This window comes from Klebsiella sp. BIGb0399 (genome assembly GCF_003752615.1).
GTDB lineage: Bacteria > Pseudomonadota > Gammaproteobacteria > Enterobacterales > Enterobacteriaceae > Klebsiella > Klebsiella lignicola.
Genome location: NZ_RKHT01000010.1, coordinates 105,356 through 121,265 on the forward strand (window position 1 = coordinate 105,356; position 15,910 = coordinate 121,265).

General features: G+C 58.5%; 19 protein-coding genes. 4 read left to right on the top strand and 15 right to left on the bottom strand.

Annotation, left to right across the window (positions count from 1 at the left end; genetic code table 11):
* Window positions 1-307 precede the first annotated feature (307 nt).
* Together rpiB and yjdP are read left to right on the top strand one after the other, a co-directional pair.
* On the top strand, window positions 308-757 hold the full coding sequence (gene rpiB, locus EDF82_RS22935; protein ID WP_123757788.1) for a bifunctional allose-6-phosphate isomerase/ribose-5-phosphate isomerase RpiB: 450 nt from the start codon (window positions 308-310) through the stop codon (window positions 755-757).
* Window positions 758-826: 69 nt separating this feature from the next.
* Window positions 827-1,177 (top strand): DDRRRQL repeat protein YjdP, encoded by a 351-nt coding sequence (yjdP, locus tag EDF82_RS22940; RefSeq protein ID WP_123757789.1) that lies wholly within the window; start codon window positions 827-829, stop codon window positions 1,175-1,177.
* A gap of 25 nt (window positions 1,178-1,202) precedes the next feature.
* Here yjdP and phnP read toward each other — a convergent pair whose 3' ends face one another.
* From phnP to EDF82_RS23000, 12 genes are all read right to left on the bottom strand, one after another.
* Entirely contained in the window at window positions 1,203-1,961 is a 759-nt protein-coding gene (gene phnP, locus EDF82_RS22945) for a phosphonate metabolism protein PhnP (RefSeq protein WP_123757790.1), read from the bottom strand.
* 61 nt (window positions 1,962-2,022) lie between these two features.
* Window positions 2,023-2,592, bottom strand: coding sequence for a ribose 1,5-bisphosphokinase (gene phnN, locus EDF82_RS22950; RefSeq protein WP_123757791.1), 570 nt, complete (start codon window positions 2,590-2,592; stop codon window positions 2,023-2,025).
* Window positions 2,592-3,728 carry an alpha-D-ribose 1-methylphosphonate 5-triphosphate diphosphatase gene (gene phnM, locus EDF82_RS22955; protein WP_123757792.1) on the bottom strand — a complete coding sequence of 379 codons (1,137 nt, stop codon included), beginning with the start codon at window positions 3,726-3,728 and terminating at the stop codon, window positions 2,592-2,594. Before phnM ends, phnN begins: the two co-directional genes overlap by 1 nt.
* Window positions 3,725-4,411 carry a phosphonate C-P lyase system protein PhnL gene (gene phnL / locus EDF82_RS22960; protein WP_123757793.1) on the bottom strand — a complete coding sequence of 229 codons (687 nt, stop codon included), beginning with the start codon at window positions 4,409-4,411 and terminating at the stop codon, window positions 3,725-3,727. The genes phnM and phnL overlap by 4 nt, the downstream gene beginning before the upstream one ends.
* Window positions 4,412-4,460: 49 nt before the next feature.
* Window positions 4,461-5,219 carry a phosphonate C-P lyase system protein PhnK gene (gene phnK, locus EDF82_RS22965; protein ID WP_123757794.1) on the bottom strand — a complete coding sequence of 253 codons (759 nt, stop codon included), beginning with the start codon at window positions 5,217-5,219 and terminating at the stop codon, window positions 4,461-4,463.
* Window positions 5,216-6,064 (bottom strand): alpha-D-ribose 1-methylphosphonate 5-phosphate C-P-lyase PhnJ, encoded by an 849-nt coding sequence (locus EDF82_RS22970; protein ID WP_123757976.1) that lies wholly within the window; start codon window positions 6,062-6,064, stop codon window positions 5,216-5,218. Before EDF82_RS22970 ends, phnK begins: the two co-directional genes overlap by 4 nt.
* Window positions 6,057-7,121 (bottom strand): carbon-phosphorus lyase complex subunit PhnI, encoded by a 1,065-nt coding sequence (locus tag EDF82_RS22975; RefSeq protein WP_123757795.1) that lies wholly within the window; start codon window positions 7,119-7,121, stop codon window positions 6,057-6,059. The genes EDF82_RS22970 and EDF82_RS22975 overlap by 8 nt, the downstream gene beginning before the upstream one ends.
* Window positions 7,121-7,705 carry a phosphonate C-P lyase system protein PhnH gene (gene phnH, locus EDF82_RS22980; RefSeq protein ID WP_123757796.1) on the bottom strand — a complete coding sequence of 195 codons (585 nt, stop codon included), beginning with the start codon at window positions 7,703-7,705 and terminating at the stop codon, window positions 7,121-7,123. Before phnH ends, EDF82_RS22975 begins: the two co-directional genes overlap by 1 nt.
* Complete coding sequence (phnG, locus tag EDF82_RS22985) at window positions 7,702-8,154, bottom strand: phosphonate C-P lyase system protein PhnG (RefSeq protein ID WP_123757797.1); 453 nt, start codon at window positions 8,152-8,154, stop codon at window positions 7,702-7,704. The genes phnH and phnG overlap by 4 nt, the downstream gene beginning before the upstream one ends.
* On the bottom strand, window positions 8,155-8,880 hold the full coding sequence (gene phnF / locus EDF82_RS22990) for a phosphonate metabolism transcriptional regulator PhnF (RefSeq protein WP_123757798.1): 726 nt from the start codon (window positions 8,878-8,880) through the stop codon (window positions 8,155-8,157).
* Between the two features lie 162 nt (window positions 8,881-9,042).
* Window positions 9,043-9,477: a VOC family metalloprotein YjdN gene (gene yjdN / locus EDF82_RS22995; protein ID WP_123757799.1), complete on the bottom strand. Its 435-nt coding sequence runs from the start codon at window positions 9,475-9,477 to the stop codon at window positions 9,043-9,045.
* Window positions 9,478-9,674: 197 nt separating this feature from the next.
* Window positions 9,675-10,010, bottom strand: a complete 336-nt coding sequence (locus EDF82_RS23000) for a zinc ribbon domain-containing protein YjdM (protein WP_123757800.1) — start codon at window positions 10,008-10,010, stop codon at window positions 9,675-9,677.
* Window positions 10,011-10,553: 543 nt separating this feature from the next.
* On the opposite strand from EDF82_RS23000, the gene proP reads away from it, so the two are divergent.
* Window positions 10,554-12,056 (top strand): glycine betaine/L-proline transporter ProP, encoded by a 1,503-nt coding sequence (gene proP, locus EDF82_RS23005; RefSeq protein ID WP_123757801.1) that lies wholly within the window; start codon window positions 10,554-10,556, stop codon window positions 12,054-12,056.
* A 59-nt stretch (window positions 12,057-12,115) separates the two neighbouring features.
* Here proP and melR read toward each other — a convergent pair whose 3' ends face one another.
* Window positions 12,116-13,024, bottom strand: a complete 909-nt coding sequence (gene melR / locus EDF82_RS23010) for a transcriptional regulator MelR (protein WP_123757977.1) — start codon at window positions 13,022-13,024, stop codon at window positions 12,116-12,118.
* 241 nt (window positions 13,025-13,265) lie between these two features.
* On the opposite strand from melR, the gene EDF82_RS23015 reads away from it, so the two are divergent.
* Window positions 13,266-14,612: an alpha-glucosidase/alpha-galactosidase gene (locus EDF82_RS23015; RefSeq protein ID WP_123757802.1), complete on the top strand. Its 1,347-nt coding sequence runs from the start codon at window positions 13,266-13,268 to the stop codon at window positions 14,610-14,612.
* A gap of 67 nt (window positions 14,613-14,679) precedes the next feature.
* Here EDF82_RS23015 and cbpM read toward each other — a convergent pair whose 3' ends face one another.
* Both cbpM and cbpA read right to left on the bottom strand, forming a co-directional pair.
* The gene (cbpM, locus tag EDF82_RS23020; RefSeq protein ID WP_123757803.1) at window positions 14,680-14,985 is read right to left on the bottom strand and encodes a chaperone modulator CbpM; all 306 of its coding nucleotides are present in this window, start codon (window positions 14,983-14,985) and stop codon (window positions 14,680-14,682) included.
* Window positions 14,985-15,902, bottom strand: coding sequence for a curved DNA-binding protein (cbpA, locus tag EDF82_RS23025; RefSeq protein WP_123757804.1), 918 nt, complete (start codon window positions 15,900-15,902; stop codon window positions 14,985-14,987). Before cbpA ends, cbpM begins: the two co-directional genes overlap by 1 nt.
* Window positions 15,903-15,910: the final 8 nt, after the last annotated feature.

Consider the following 15,910-nt stretch of genomic DNA (forward strand, 5'->3'; position numbering starts at 1 on the left):
AAAGATACAATCAACTTCACAAAAAATGTATTTTTATAAAGTTATGTATTTTGTGAAGTTTTCTTGATCGCTTAGGTAATGTGTTTTTAATTTAAATTCATTAAAATCAAAATGTTGCATTGAATTAATTAGCATTATAAAAATAACAGGTATTTGGTATAAATGGTTTTTCACACTTGATTTGTGAAATGTCGCCGTGTAGAACAAGCGCACATCATGGTAGATTTGATGTTTAAATCGGCAAAGAGTGCCGTTTAAATCACAAGGAAACCTAAGTTCGTAAAGTTAACTACAGGCGAGGCTAAGTATGAAAAGGATTGCAATTGGCTGCGATCATGTCGGGTTTATCCTGAAAGACGATATTCTGATGCACCTGTGTCAGCGCGGTATTGAGGTGGTAGATAAAGGCGCATGGTCCACGGAACGCACCGATTATCCGCGTTACGCCAGCGCAGTCGCGCAGGCAGTTGCCGCCGGTGAGGTTGACGGCGGGATCCTGATCTGCGGCACCGGCGTGGGTATTTCTATCGCTGCCAACAAGCACCCTGGTATTCGAGCGGTTGTCTGTAGTGAACCTTATTCTGCGCAGCTTTCACGCCAGCATAATGACACCAATATTCTGGCCTTTGGCGCCCGGGTAATCGGCCTTGAGTTGGCAAAAATGATCGTCGATGCCTGGCTGGCTGCCGAATTCGAGGGCGGTCGCCATCAGGGGCGGATTGATGCCATCGGCGCGATAGAACAGCAGCGGATTTGAGATTCCTCCGCTACTCGCCGTGAGGGCCGTTGATTAACGTAGGGCCAGCCCCCCGAAGAGACTGGCCCTATGAAACCACGTTACGCTACCGCTTTGATCTTCTGCACCCTGGTGCTGAACAGTCCGCTGGCGCGCGCCGATATTATCGACGACGCCATCGGCAATATTCAGCAGGCGATTAATGATGCTTACAACCCCAGCAGCAGCCGCGCGGACGACGATGACGATCGCGACGATCGTTATGATGACGGGCGCTACCAGGACAGCCGACAGCAAAGCAGCGATCGCCAGCGGCAGTATGACGACCGGCAGCGCCAGCTCGACGATCGCCGGCGTCAGCTTGACGATCGTCAGCGGCAGTTGGATCAGGATCGTCGCCAGTTAGAGAGCGATCGACGCCGGCTGGAAGACGACTATTGATGATCTCCTGATGCCAGGGCCGGGCTTAATCCAGCACGATCTCCAGGCCGTCGTAACCCGCTTCGAACCCCGACGGTAGCGCGTTCTCCATCATCCACAGATCAAACTGGTGGCTGATATGGGTAAGAATGACCCGCGGGCAGCCAATCACCAGGTTGAGAGCCCGCACCGTATTCAAATCGCAATGGTTACGCGGGGTCTGCGGACGTGGTTCGTGGCTGCAGTCGATAACGATCACCTGCGGCTGGTTGTTCAGCAGAAACTTGAGGGTCTTGTCCGGCAGTCCGGCGGTATCCGACAGCCAGGCCACCCGGCTGTGGGCTGATTCCAGCAGATAACCGAACGTCAGCTTCGAGTGGTTCAGCGGCAGCGGCGTGACCCGCAATCCCTGCAATTCAAACACCACAAACGGCTCGACGGTATGGCTGAAATCCAGCAGACCGGGATGGGTAAACAGGTCGTCGCAGCCCACGGTGTCCGGTGGGCCAAACACCGGAATGGTCGCTCCTACGCCCCAGCGCAGCGGAAAGAGTCCCTGTACATGGTCCATATGGTAATGGGTCAGTAAAAACTGCTGAAACTGGCCGGCGGACCACTGCTCCATCAGGTCGGGTAGCCCGGCATCCAGCAGGGTGACGGCCTCATTGAACTTCACCACCGCGCTACAGGGGCGGCGGCGATGGGCGTCATGGTCACGTGCGCGCTGGCAGGCCGCGCAGTGGCAGCCGAAGACCGGGACCAGCTGCGCGCCGCCGGTGCCGGTTAAGCGGATAGTCAGGCTCATGGCCCCTCCTCACCGCGTTTTTTTAAAACGCAGGTGGCTGTGGGTATACCCTTCGCGGAGTTCACTGGCAGGCATACTGATCCTCTTGTTGGGCATACTGGCGACGCAACAGCGTGAAGAACTGCTCGACCGATTGCCCCAGGCTGCCGTTGTTGTTGAGGGTCAGGCAGTCGGTGGGGGTATAGCGCGCCGCGCGCTCCAGCCGTTGGGCGATGTCGCTCTCGCACTCCCGTCCGCGCTGCTCCAGACGCTGGCGCAGCACCTCCGGCGTGACCTGCAGACAAATGGGCAGCAGGGCGTCGGCGTAGCGCGCCCGCGCCTGCGGCAGATGGGCGCGGGAGCCGTTCGCCACCACGTCAAAACCGGCATGCAGCCACAGATCTATCTCGATACCCACCCCGTAATAATTGTTGTTGGCATGCCAGCTGAGGGCAAAAAGCTGGCGCTCGGCGCGGTTAAAAAACTCTGACTTGCTGAGGGCGATATGGTTTTCACTGCCGGCGTTGAACGGGCGCGTGATATAGCGGTGCGCTACCAGCAACTGGGGATGTTCGCGCTGGCGTAACGCGGCCAGCAGACTGTCTTTTCCGGAGCCGGAGGCTCCCATCAGCCAGATCAATTTTCCCGTCATCAGAAGACCCTCTTTCCTTGACGCCAGACGTGGTCAATATGGACGTGATCGCCGCGCCGGTGCGCCAGCACCATGTCGGCCCGTTTGCCTTCCGCAATCACGCCGCGGTCGCGTAGTCCCAGGGCCCTGGCAGGGTTGGCGCTGACCAGCCGGATGGCCTGCGGCAGGGTGAAGCTGTTGCGCTCGTCATCGGCGATGCGGAATGCCGCATCCAGCAGGCTGGCGGGGTAGTAGTCCGACGACAGAATATCGAGCAGGTTGTCGGCCGCCAGGGCGTGGGCGGCGACGTTGCCGGAGTGCGAACCGCCGCGCACGATATTGGGGGCGCCCATCAGCACGTTCATGCCGTGATGACGCGATGCGGAAGCGGCGGCTAAAGTCGTGGGAAATTCGGCGATCACGCTGCCAAGTTGATGCGATTCCAGCACATGTTCCGGGGTGGCATCATCGTGGCTCGCGAGGGCGATGTTACGCTCGCGGCAGATCGCGGCAATGGTCTGACGGTTCGGCTGTGACCAGGTTGCCGCCAGCGCCATCTGCTCCTCTTCGAAGCGGTCCATCTCTTCGTTGGTCAGATGATATTTGCCCTGATAGTAGTCACGGTACTTGCTGCGGTCGGCGTACTGGCGCTGTCCCGGCGAGTGATCCATCAGCGAGACCATGCTCACCGGCTCGCGGCCCACCAGTTTCTCAAACAACGGCAGGGTGGTGTGGTGCGGCAGCTCGCAGCGCAGATGCAGACGGTGCTCGGCGCGGTTGATCCCGCGCTTCTGCGTCTCTTCGATGGCGTTGATCATCTTTTCCAGATTTTCCAGCCGATCGCCGCCGTCACGCACGTCGCCGATGGCCACCGCGTCCAGCACGGTGGTGATCCCGCTGGCGACCATCAGCGCATCGTGGCTGCTCATCGCCGAGTGGGCCGGCCAGTCGACCTTCGGTCGCGGGGTGAAGAATTTATCCAGATTATCGGTATGCAGTTCAATCAGGCCGGGCAGCAGCCAGCCGCCTTCGCCGTCGAGCGCTTGTGGCAGCTGGCTTTGGCTCTCTGCGAAGGCGTAAATCGTGCCGTCCTGAACCTCCAGAGAACCCTGCACCACCTCATCTTCGAGCACCAGTTTTACATTGTTGATAATCATGCTGTGATTCCCATCGGATGCAGCCGGTCAGCGACCTGGTTGCGCACCGTTTCATCATGGAAAATGCCGACGATAGCCGCGCCGCGCGCTTTGGCTTCGTGAATTAACGCCACCACCGCGGCGCTGTTTTTGGCGTCCAGCGAGGCGGTGGGTTCATCAAGGAGCAAAATCGGGTAATCCACCGCGAAACCACGGGCGATATTGACGCGCTGCTGTTCACCGCCGGAAAAGGTCGATGGCGCCAGATGCCACAGATGTTCCGGGACGTTCAGGCGCGTCAGCAGGCTGGCGGCCCGGGAGGCGCAGGTATCGCGCGCAACGCCGAGGTCGAGCAGCGGCTGCATCACCACGTCGAGGGCCGAAATGCGCGGGATCACCCGCAGAAACTGGCTGACCCAGCCGATGGTGCGCTTGCGGACTTCCAGCACCTTACGTGGTGAGGCGCTGACCAGATCCACCCATTCGTCGCCGTGGCGGATGTGGATATGGCCGGTATCCGGGAGGTAATTGGCATAGAGCGAACGCAGCAGGGTGGATTTTCCGCTGCCGGAATGCCCGTGCAGCACCACGCATTCTCCGGCGTCGACGGTTAAAGAGGCGTCGGCAAGGACCGGCAGACGAATGCCATGCTGCTGATGCAGAACAAAGGTTTTGTGTACATTTTCGACGCGGATCGCGTTCATTTTTTGCCTCTTTTGCATTTGTGCCTTCCCGGCGGCATGACGCCGGGGGTTAGTTCTGCAACACTGATGACACCAGCAGTTGGGTATAGGGGTGATGCGGGTCGTCCAGCACCCGGTCGGTTAGCCCACTTTCCACCACCTGACCCTGCTTCATGACCAGCAGTCGGTTGGCCAGCAGGCGCGCGACGCCCAGATCGTGGGTGACAATCACCACCGCCAGGTTCAGCTCCACCACCAGACCGCGCAGCAGGTCGAGCAGACGTGCCTGTACCGACACGTCCAGACCGCCGGTTGGCTCATCCATAAACACCAGCTTTGGTTGGGAGACGAGGTTGCGGGCAATTTGCAGGCGCTGCTGCATCCCGCCGGAAAACGTGGTGGGCAGGTCATCGATGCGCGACGGCGGAATTTCCACATCATTCAGCCACTGTTCGGCGGTCGCGCGAATACTGCCGTAGTGGCGCGCGCCGGTCGCCATCAGACGCTCGCCGATGTTGCCTCCTGCCGACACCTGACGGCGCAGGCCATCCATCGGATGTTGATGCACCACGCCCCACTCGGTGCGCAGCAGATGCCGACGTTCCGCTTCGCTCATGCCATACAGCGAGCGGTTGTCGTAGCGCACTTCGCCCTGCTGCGGCGCCAGTCGTGCGGAGATAGCTTTCAGCAGGGTAGTTTTCCCTGAGCCGGATTCGCCGACGATGCCCAGCACTTCGCCGGGCCATAGCTCGAAAGAGACGTCGCTGAAGCCCTTGCCCGGCGCATAGAGATGGGTCAGTTGATTGACCGCGAGTAACGGATGGCTCATTTGTTCAGCGCCTCGCTCTGTTGGCGGCAATAGTCGGTATCGGAGCAGACAAACATCCGTTTGCCACTGTCATCCAGCACCACTTCATCAAGATAGCTGTGGCGGGAGCCGCAGATGGCGCAGGGCTCATCCCACTCCTGCACGGTAAACGGGTGGTCGTCGAAATCGAGACTTTCCACCGGGGTATACGGCGGCACCGCGTAGATGCGCTTTTCGCGCCCGGCACCAAACAGCTGCAGCGCGGGCATCATGTGCATCTTCGGGTTATCGAATTTTGGAATGGGCGACGGGTCCATCACGTAGCGGCCGTTCACCTTGACCGGGTAGGCGTAGGTGGTGGCGATGTGGCCGAAACGGGCAATATCTTCATACAGCTTCACCTGCATCACGCCGTATTCTTCTAACGCATGCATGGTGCGGGTTTCGGTTTCGCGCGGCTCGATAAAGCGTAATGGCTCGGGGATCGGCACCTGGAAGATCAGGATCTGATCTTCGGTTAGCGGCGTCTCCGGGATCCGGTGGCGGGTCTGGATCAGCGTGGCATCGCAGGTCGCCTCGGTGGTGGCAACGCCGGTGACGCGCTGAAAGAACTGGCGAATCGACACCGCGTTGGTGGTGTCGTCGGCGCCCTGATCGATCACCTTCAGGACGTCATGCTCGCCGATAACGCTGGCGGTCAGCTGGATCCCGCCGGTTCCCCAGCCGTAGGGCATCGGCATTTCACGACCGCCGAACGGGACCTGGTAGCCAGGGATCGCCACCGCTTTGAGGATCGCCCGGCGGATCATGCGCTTGGTCTGCTCATCAAGATAAGCAAAGTTGTAGCCAGTGAGGGAATTAGCCACGTTCATTCTCCCGTTGCAGGCGTTTCAGCAGCGCCAGTTCGGCCTGGAAATCGACATAGTGGGGCAGCTTGAGATGCGAGACAAAACCGGCCGCCTCGACGTTATCCGCATGGGCGAGGACAAACTCTTCATCCTGCGCCGGGCCGGCAATCTCCTCGCCGTAGTCCGGCGCCTGCAGCGCGCGGTCTACCAGCGCCATCGCCATCGCTTTACGTTCGCTCATGCCGAAGGTCAGGCCGTAGCCGCGGGTAAAGTGCGGTGGCTCCTGCTCAGGGGCGACAAAGCCGTTGACCATTTCACACTCGGTCATCAGCAATTCGCCGATGCTGACGGCAAAACCCAGCTCTTCCGGCACGATCTCCACGCTGACGTAGCCGCTGCGGATCTCACCGGCAAAGGGGTGGTTGCGGCCATAGCCGCGTTGGGTGGAATAGGCCAGCGCCAGCAGATAACCCTCATCGGCGCGTACCAGCTGCTGCAGGCGTGATGAACGGGAGCCCGGGTAGACCGGTGGGTTGCGGGTGATGTCGTCCGGCGGGGTGTGGCTATCCTGCTCTGCTTTTGCCAGCCCCTCCTGCACCAGCAGGTTGAACACATGCGGCGTGGATCCCTGCGGCGACGCGGCGGTGCGTAGCGGCGGCGTTTCACCCTGTGCCAGCAGCGTGAAATCCAGCAGGCGGTGGGTGTAATCGTAGGTGGGGCCGAGCATCTGGCCGCCAGGAATGTCTTTGTAAACCGCCGAAATACGCCGCTCCAGGCGCATGCTGGCGGTGTCGATCGGTTCACCGATCGCCAGTCGGGGCACGGTGGTGCGCCAGGCACGCAGTAAAAAAATCGCCTCGACGTTGTCGCCGCTGGCCTGCTTCAGCGCCAGCGCCGCCAGTTCGCGATCGGCGATGCCGCCTTCGGTCATCACGCGGTCGACGGCCAGGTGAAACTGCTCGGCAATCTGCTCAACGCTCAGTTCCGTAAGCCCGCCATCGCCCCGGCGTTTATGCTCCTGTAAGGCGTGAGCGGCGACGATCGCCTTTTCCCCGCCTTTGACGGCAACATACATTAGCAAACCTCCACGTGGGTGGTGCGAGGGATCGCCAGCAGCCGCTCACCGCAGGTCAGGATCAGGTCAATACCGAGCGGGAACGGGTGCGGGCGTTCGGTCAGTTCATCAATAATGCAGTCCGGCAGCTGCGGGGCGATCATCCGCTCTTCGGCGATACCGGCGCCGGTGAGGCGCAGCATGCGCCCGCCGCTGAGGCTGGCGAGCTGGACGATCAGGGTGACGCCGGTCTCCGGGGCGGCAACGGTGCCGGCGGAGAGGACGTTAAGCTGCTCGCTGCTGATGCGATCGTCGGTGACGGCAAACACCGCCTGCTGCGGCAGCTCCACCAGCGGAGCGCCGGTATGAAAACGCAAATTCTGGCCGACCAGGTCGTTATGCAGCGCCGACGAGAACCACACCGGCGTGTCGTGGTCCGCCAGGGTCAGCAGCAGGCTGGTGGAGGCGATGCTCAGGGGCTGCCAGCCGTGCTGGAGCTGCTGCAGGGCGACAATCACGCCTGGCTCGCTCATGGCTTTCAGCAGACGACGAAAACTGTGTTGGGCATCCTGCACCGGTAGGGTAAAAGCGGTTTGTAAGGTCATGCGTTATCTCCGCGAACCAGAGTAAAGAAGTCGACCCGGCTGGCGTTGACTTCGGCGCGTCGGGCTTCAATGCGCGCGCTTCGTTGTGCTTCCAGCGGGGTAATCAGGGTTTCCATCAGGGTGTGAAAATGGTGGGGCGATTGCATCAGCGCGTCGACGGTTGCGCAGCGCTCGGCGTGGGGACGATCGCGCCCCAGGATCCAGCTGTAGCCGATGGTGCCGTCGGCCAGGCGAACCGCCGCGCGGGTTAAGGTGGCATCGCCGGCGAAAAAGCGGTCGCCGATCCCGCCCATGCGGGCCTGCAGCTGAACCAGGCCGGTTTCCGGCGTGCGAATCAGCTCATACGACGGCGCCAGCTTGAGGGTCTGCATCCGCGCTTCAAGTTCTTGTGGTTCACTGTGGGCCAGCACGGACATCCAGCGCTGGCGGGTGGCGGTATCAAAGTGCATTCAGTGCTCCATGGTGAATTCAATCATGTCCGCCCGGGTCAGGCTGACGGAGTACTCCGTGGCCTGCTGCTCGCCGGCCCGGTGGTTGAGAGTTCTTACGCACAGCAGCGGCGCCATGTTGGGGATCCCGAGAATGTTGCTCTCTTTGGCCTGGGCGCGGCGGGCGCTGATTTTGGTTCGCGTGCGGGTCAGTTCGACATCCAGCTGCTGGTGCAGGAAATCGTGCAGCGAACCCTGGGTAAAGGTTTGCAGCGCGGGCCAGAAGCGCAGGTCGGCGAAGTAGTGATCGATCAGGCACAGCGCGACGCCGTTGACGCGGCGCAGGGTGCGCAGGTGGATAACGTTATCCCCTTCGTGAATGCCAAAGGCCTCGGCGACGTGGCTGCTGGCCGGGCGCAGCACCGACAGCAGCTTTTCGCTGGTCGGGTGGCTGCCCTGTTCGAGCAGGTTCTGGCTAAAGCGGGCCTGGGCGTTGAGCGGGTAATCGATAGGGCGCATCAGCACCAGCACCCCGACGCCCTGGCGGCGCTGGACCCAGCCGCGATCGACCAGCTGGTCGATCGCCCGACGCAGGGTGTGGCGGTTGACGTCAAAGCGCGTCGCCAGCTGTTGTTCGGCGGGCAGGTAGTCACCGCAGCGATAGTGGTGACGCAGCTCCTGCTCAAGTTTGGCGGCTATTTCCTGATACCGGGTCGGATAACTGGTCGGATGTCTGGATAAGTGCATGTCAATCGAGCCTCACTGAGCAGAAGAAGGGATTTCCTTCTGAGAGTGGCCCGATCCTGACGCGTTTTTGTTACATTTCGGTTAACGCATAATGACCGATGGATGAAGAGTGAGTGCCGGCAGAGTGACAGGGCGGGAGACCCCGCCCGAAGTGGACTGCGGTTAAGATTGTTTGACGACGTTGACCATCCACGGCACGCCAAAGCGATCGATGGCCCGGCCAAATCCATGGGCCCAGAACGTTTCCTGCCAGGCCATTTCGACCCGCCCGCCGTCGGCGAGGTTGTCAAACCAGCGTTTCCCTTCGTCCAGGTCCTGGGTGTCGAGCACCAGGTTAAATCCGTTATAACGGCCGCTATCTTCGCCGGGACTGTCGCCGAGCATCAGTTCGCTGCCCGCGACGCGCAGGCTGGCGTGGGCGATGCAATCCGGGGAGATTTGCAGGCCGGAAGGGCAGCCGTCCTGGGCATCCTGACTGTTCTGCGGCATTTCGCCGTAGGTAATTTTGTGGACCAGCTCGGCGCCCAGCGCATCCTGGTAAAACGCTATCGCCTCCGCGCAGTTGCCACTGTAGGAGAGGTAGGGACTCAGGGGCATGATGATGACCTCAGATAACGAAAGACCCTTTAAGCATAGAGGAAGACAGGCACTTCAGGCCAGGCGGTAAAAACCTGGTGTCGGCACGGCGTTACAGCGGAAATAAGTGGACGGTACTGCACTATGATATTCGTTAATTTAATCCGTCATCTTTTTCCGCCGCAGGGAAATAACGCCGCTGGGGGTAGGGAATAAGATTAATTCTTTTTCACGAATTCTGATTTCAGCTTCATCGGGCCAAAACCATCAATTTTGCAGTCGATGTTATGATCGCCTTCGACCAGACGGATATTCTTCACTTTGGTGCCAATTTTCAGCATCGAAGAGCTGCCTTTGACCTTCAGATCTTTAATCACGGTGATGCTATCGCCATCGGCGAGTAAATTGCCGTTCGCATCTTTTACCACCAGTGCGTCATTATCTTCAGATGGCTCGGCATTGTTCCATTCATGGGCGCATTCCGGGCAGATAAACATGCCGTTATCTTCGTAGGTGTATTCAGATTGGCATTGTGGGCAGTGTGGCAGTTGCATGGCGTTCCTCGTGATGGCTGATGAAAATAGGGCGTTGGCCCTTTAAACAGCGGCTGATAGCCGAAAGTGGGGGTGATTATAGCCTATTCACGTACTTTTGTCGGGCCTTTTTTTATGATAATAGCACCAGGGAAATGGCCGAATTAACCAGCGGTTATGCCAGAAATATGGCGCGCTGGCTATCACCCTGCTTATCCAGAAATAAACCATTCTGCGGTTATGTTCATGGAACCTATTAATTTTTCTCGACTAAACTATACGGTCTGTAATTTTTCGTGAAGTTGATCCCAAATTTAAACGCTGTTAGGGTAAAAAAGGAGAGTTCGTAAATTCAGCAAATTTATGACTAACGCTATTTATTGATAAATGCCATAGAGCAGGCGTCAACAGGTTCGGTTGTACGGACTGTCAGCAGACAGTGCAGGCAAACCTGCTACGCTTGAAAAGAGGAGCACAGCAACTCGCCGCTCCCAACGCACAACGCCACGGCTTTGCCGTATGGCGGCGATCTGTGCGCTCACGGCGAAGCTTTAGAGGAAAAATATGCTTAAAAGAAAAAAAATAAAGCCAATCACGTTGCGTGATGTCACCATCATTGACGATGGTAAGCTTAAGAAAGCCATCACCGCAGCATCGCTGGGTAATGCGATGGAGTGGTTTGATTTTGGTGTGTATGGTTTTGTGGCGTATGCTTTAGGTAAAGTCTTCTTCCCCGATGCCGACCCCAGCGTGCAGATGATTGCCGCGCTTGGGACATTCTCCGTTCCGTTCTTAATCCGTCCGCTAGGTGGCCTGTTCTTCGGCATGCTGGGGGATAAATATGGTCGACAAAAAATACTGGCTATCACCATTGTCATTATGTCGATCAGTACCTTCTGTATCGGCTTGATTCCGTCCTACGCCTCGATTGGTATCTGGGCGCCGATTCTGCTGCTGCTGTGTAAAATGGCGCAGGGCTTTTCGGTTGGCGGAGAGTACACCGGTGCATCGATCTTCGTTGCCGAATACTCACCTGACCGTAAGCGTGGCTTTATGGGCAGCTGGCTGGACTTCGGTTCGATAGCCGGGTTTGTGCTTGGTGCCGGCGTGGTGGTGCTGATCTCCAGCATCGTGGGTGAAGAGAGCTTCCTCGAGTGGGGCTGGCGCTTGCCGTTCTTCCTGGCGCTGCCGTTAGGGCTGATTGGCCTCTATCTGCGCCATGCGCTGGAAGAGACCCCGGCGTTCCAGCAGCACGTTGAAACCCTGGAGCAGGGCGACCGTGAAGGATTGCAGGAAGGGCCAAAAGTCTCGTTCAAAGAGATTGCGACCAAACACTGGCGTAGCCTGCTGACCTGTATTGGTCTGGTGATTTCCACCAACGTGACCTACTACATGCTGCTCACCTACATGCCGAGCTACCTGTCGCATAACCTGCATTACTCGGAAGATCATGGGGTGCTGATTATTATCGCCATCATGATCGGGATGCTGTTCGTCCAGCCGATTATCGGCCTGCTCAGCGACCGTTTTGGCCGCCGCCCGTTTATTCTTATCGGTAGCGTCGCGCTGTTCGTGTTGTCGATTCCGGCCTTTATCATGATTAACAGCAACGTGATCAGCCTGATTTTCGCCGGTCTGCTGTTGCTGGCGGTGGTGCTTAACTGCTTTATCGGCGTGATGGCCTCATCGCTGCCGGCGATGTTCCCGACCCATATCCGCTTTAGCGCCCTGGCGAGTGCCTTTAACATCTCGGTGCTGGTGGCGGGTCTGACGCCAACGCTGGCGGCCTGGCTGGTGGAAACCTCACAGAACCTGATGATGCCGGCGTACTATCTGATGGTGATTGCGGTTATCGGCCTGATGACCGGTCTGACGATGAAAGAGACGGCAAACCGCCCGCTGAAAGGGGCGACGCCTGCCGCATCGGATATCCAGGAAGCGAAAGAGATCCTGCGCGAGCATCACGATAATATTGAGCACAAAATCGAAGATCTCGACCAGGAAATCGCGGAACTGCAGGAAAAACGTTCCCGTCTGGTACAGCAGCATCCGCGTATCAACGAGTAAGCGCAGCCTCTGCTAAACATGCCGCCGTGGGCTTCCCCGGCGGCATTTTTTTTGCTGGTTTACAGGCCCTGTCGCCGCTGCTGGCTGAGTTTGCGGTACTGCTGCGGCGGCATGCCGACGTAGCGGGTAAAGGTGCTGTAGAAGCGGCTGCTGGAGCGAAACCCGGCGATCAGCGCAATGTCGAGAATCGTTTTGTCGGTATCGCTGAGCAGGGCGCGGACGTGGTTAATCCGCATCGCGGTGATGTACTGCTTCATGGTCTGCTGCATCACCCGCTGAAAAATCCCCATCGCATAGTTCGCGTTGAGTTTGACGTGTTCGGCGACGTCGGCGACGGTCAGCGCCTGATCGTAGTGGCTGGCGATAAACTCAAGCATCTGGCTGACGTAAAACTGGGCATGGCGCGAGACGCTGTGCTTGTGGGTGCGTGAGGTTTTGTTCACCAGAATCGGCTGCCAGCCGGAAAGGCTAAAGCGCTTAAGCATCAGGGCGATTTCATCGATGGCCAGCTGGCGGATCTGTTCGTTGTCGCTGTTCAGCTCCTGCTGCCAGCGCTGCACCTCAAAGGCGCTGAGCTGCTGGGCAGAGAGCGATTTGATGACCATCCCGTGAGTGACGTTATTGATCAGCTCACGGTCGAGCGGCCACGACAAAAACAGGTGCATCGGCAGGTTGAAGATCGCCATTTGCTGGCAATTGCCGGGGCGCGTCAGCTGATGCGGCGTACAGGCCCAGAACAGGCTGATATAGCCCTGTTTAATTTGCACCGCTTCGTTGTTGATGAGGTATTCGACATCGCCGTCAAAGGGGACGTTGACCTCAACCTGGCCGTGCCAGTGGCTGGTGGTCATGGCGTGCGGCGGGCGCAGTTCGATATCCATCCGCTGGTATTCGGAGTAGAGCGCCAGCGGGCTGCGGGTGTCTTTCTCGTCGCTGCTGCTCATGTACGGATCGTGATGTTTTTCCATGCAGAAATAGGTTCCTGAATCGTCACAGTTGCTGTTTTTTTGCACCGACATGCGTCTATCTTAGCGGAGAAAACGGCCCGTTTTCTCTCCTTTTCCGCCAATTTATTCTCATAAACTCAGATTTTGTGTGCGCCCACCGGCGATCTGAGTTTTCGGGAATGCTCCGTGGGGAAGGGGGCAGCGAGCCGAGCGGCGGGCATGTCACTCTACATGGACACAATGACATGATGGAGAACGCTCTATGTCTGCCCCAAAAATTACCTTTATCGGCGCGGGTTCAACGGTTTTTGTTAAAAATATCCTCGGTGACGTTTTTCAGCGCCCGGCGCTGAAATCGGCCCATATCGCGTTAATGGATATCGATACGACGCGGCTGGAAGAGTCGCATATTGTGGTGCGCAAGCTGATGGATTCCGTCGGCGCCGATGGTGAAATCAGCTGCCATCGTGACCAGCGGGTCGCGCTGCAGGATGCGGATTTTGTGGTGGTGGCCTTCCAGATTGGCGGCTATCAGCCCTGTACCGTGACCGATTTTGAAGTCTGTAAGCTGCACGGCCTGGAGCAAACGATCGCCGATACCCTCGGGCCTGGGGGGATCATGCGGGCGTTACGCACCATTCCGCACCTGTGGCAGATTTGCGACGACATGACCGCCGTGTGCCCGCAGGCCACCATGCTGAACTACGTCAATCCGATGGCGATGAACACCTGGGCGATGTATGCGCGTTACCCGCATATCAAGCAGGTGGGGCTGTGCCATTCGGTACAGGGAACGGCGGAAGAGCTGGCGCACGACCTTGACCTCGATCCGGCGGATTTACGCTATCGCTGCGCGGGGATCAACCATATGGCGTTCTATCTGTCGCTGGAGAGAAAGCTGGCGGACGGCAGCTACACTGACCTGTACCCGGAGATGCTCCAGGCCTACGCCGACGGGCGGGCGCCGAAACATCGCGAGAATTCGCGCTGCCAGAATATCGTGCGCTATGAGATGTTTAAAAAGCTCGGCTACTTCGTCACCGAGTCCTCTGAGCACTTCGCTGAATATACGCCGTGGTTTATCAAACCGGGGCGGGAAGACCTGATTACCCGTTACCAGGTGCCGCTGGATGAGTACCCGAAACGCTGCGTAGAGCAGGTGGCGAACTGGCATAAAGAGCTGGAGCTGTATAAATCCAGCGAGCGGATCGAGATTAAGCCGTCTCGTGAATATGCCAGCACCATCATGAACGCGATCTGGACCGGCGAGCCGAGCGTGGTTTACGGCAACGTTCGCAACGACGGGTTGATCGATAACCTGCCGCAGGGCTGCTGCGTGGAGGTGGCCTGCCTGGTGGATGCCAACGGCATTCAGCCCACCAAAGTCGGGAAACTGCCGGCCCATCTGGCCGCCTTAATGCAGACCAACGTCAACGTTCAGACGTTGCTGACCGAGGCGATCCTCAACGAAAATCGCGACTATATCTATTATGCGACGATGATGGATCCGCACACTGCGGCGGCGCTGGGGATCGAGGAGATCTATGCTCTGGTGGACGATCTGATTGCCAGCCACGGCGACTGGTTGCCGGAGTGGGTTCATCGTTAAGGGTATCGTTAAAGGAATCGTTAAAGAACCGTCGGGCCGTCTGGCCCGACGTTGCGGTTGCACGGGGTTAACCGTGAGTCAGAAAGCGGGCCAGCTGTTGCTGCAGCAGCCGGTTCTCGCGGGTCAGGCGGGCGTTTTCATCCAGTAGCGTTAAGGCTACCGCGATGCCCGGCCAGTCCAGCTCCAGCTCCCGACGCAGGCGCAGCGCGCGATGGACAATCACCACCGCGCTGTCATCGAACAGCCAGGCTTCAGCCTGCGGCTGGCGTGGCTCAATCACGCCCAGGCCGACGATCTCCCTCAGGTCATCCTCAGACACGCCGGTATGCAGACAAACTTCGCTTATGGTGAACGTCACCGTCATCTTAGTCATTATGCTTTCTCCCATGCTTTACGCGGCGCGAAGCCAGCCTCTGCATCGGCCAGCTGTTGCCAGAGTGCGCTGGTTTTGTCGTTCGGTTTCGGCGGCATGACGATTTTTATCACTGCATATAAATCGCCGGTCGTCGTTTTGCTTGCCAGCCCTTTACCTTTGATGCGCAGGCGTTGCCCCGCCTGGCTGCCCGGCGGGATAGTCAGGAGGATGCTCTCTTTGAGCGTCGGGATGGTGACCTTCGCACCCAGCGCGGCTTCCCACGGCGCCAGCGGCAGGACGATTTCCAGGTTATGACCGACAATATCGAACAGCGGATGCGGAGCAATATGGATAACCAGCCACAGATCGCCGTTCGGCCCGCCGTTTTCCCCCGGCGTCCCCTGGCCTTTCAGGCGGATACGCTGGCCGTCGCTGACCCCGGCGGGGATTTTCACATTCAGCGTTTTCGGGGTTTCGCTCTCGACCATCCCGAAGACGTTATAGACCGGCAGGGAGTAGCTGATGGTGCGGGTCTGCTCGGCGAGGGTCTCTTCGAGGAAGACCGCGACTTCAATCTCCAGATCGTGGCCGCGCGCGGCATGCTGGCGGCGGGCGTGGTGCGCCTGCTGGCCAAACATCGATGAGAAGATATCGTCAAAGTCCTGCTGGCTGTAGCTCTGCTCGTGGGTCTGCTGCTGACGACCAAACTGCGGATCGTTGCGGTGCTGCCAGAGCTGGTCATACTCGGCGCGACGCTGTTCATCTTTGAGCACTTCCCAGGCTTCGGCGAGGTCTTTGAATTGCGCTTCGGCATCGGTTTCTTTGCTGACATCGGGGTGATATTTGCGTGCCAGACGGCGGTAGGCGGTCTTGATGGTTTTTAGATCGTCCGTTGGCTTAACCCCTAGAATAGTATAATAGTCCTTTAATTCCATGGCGTTAT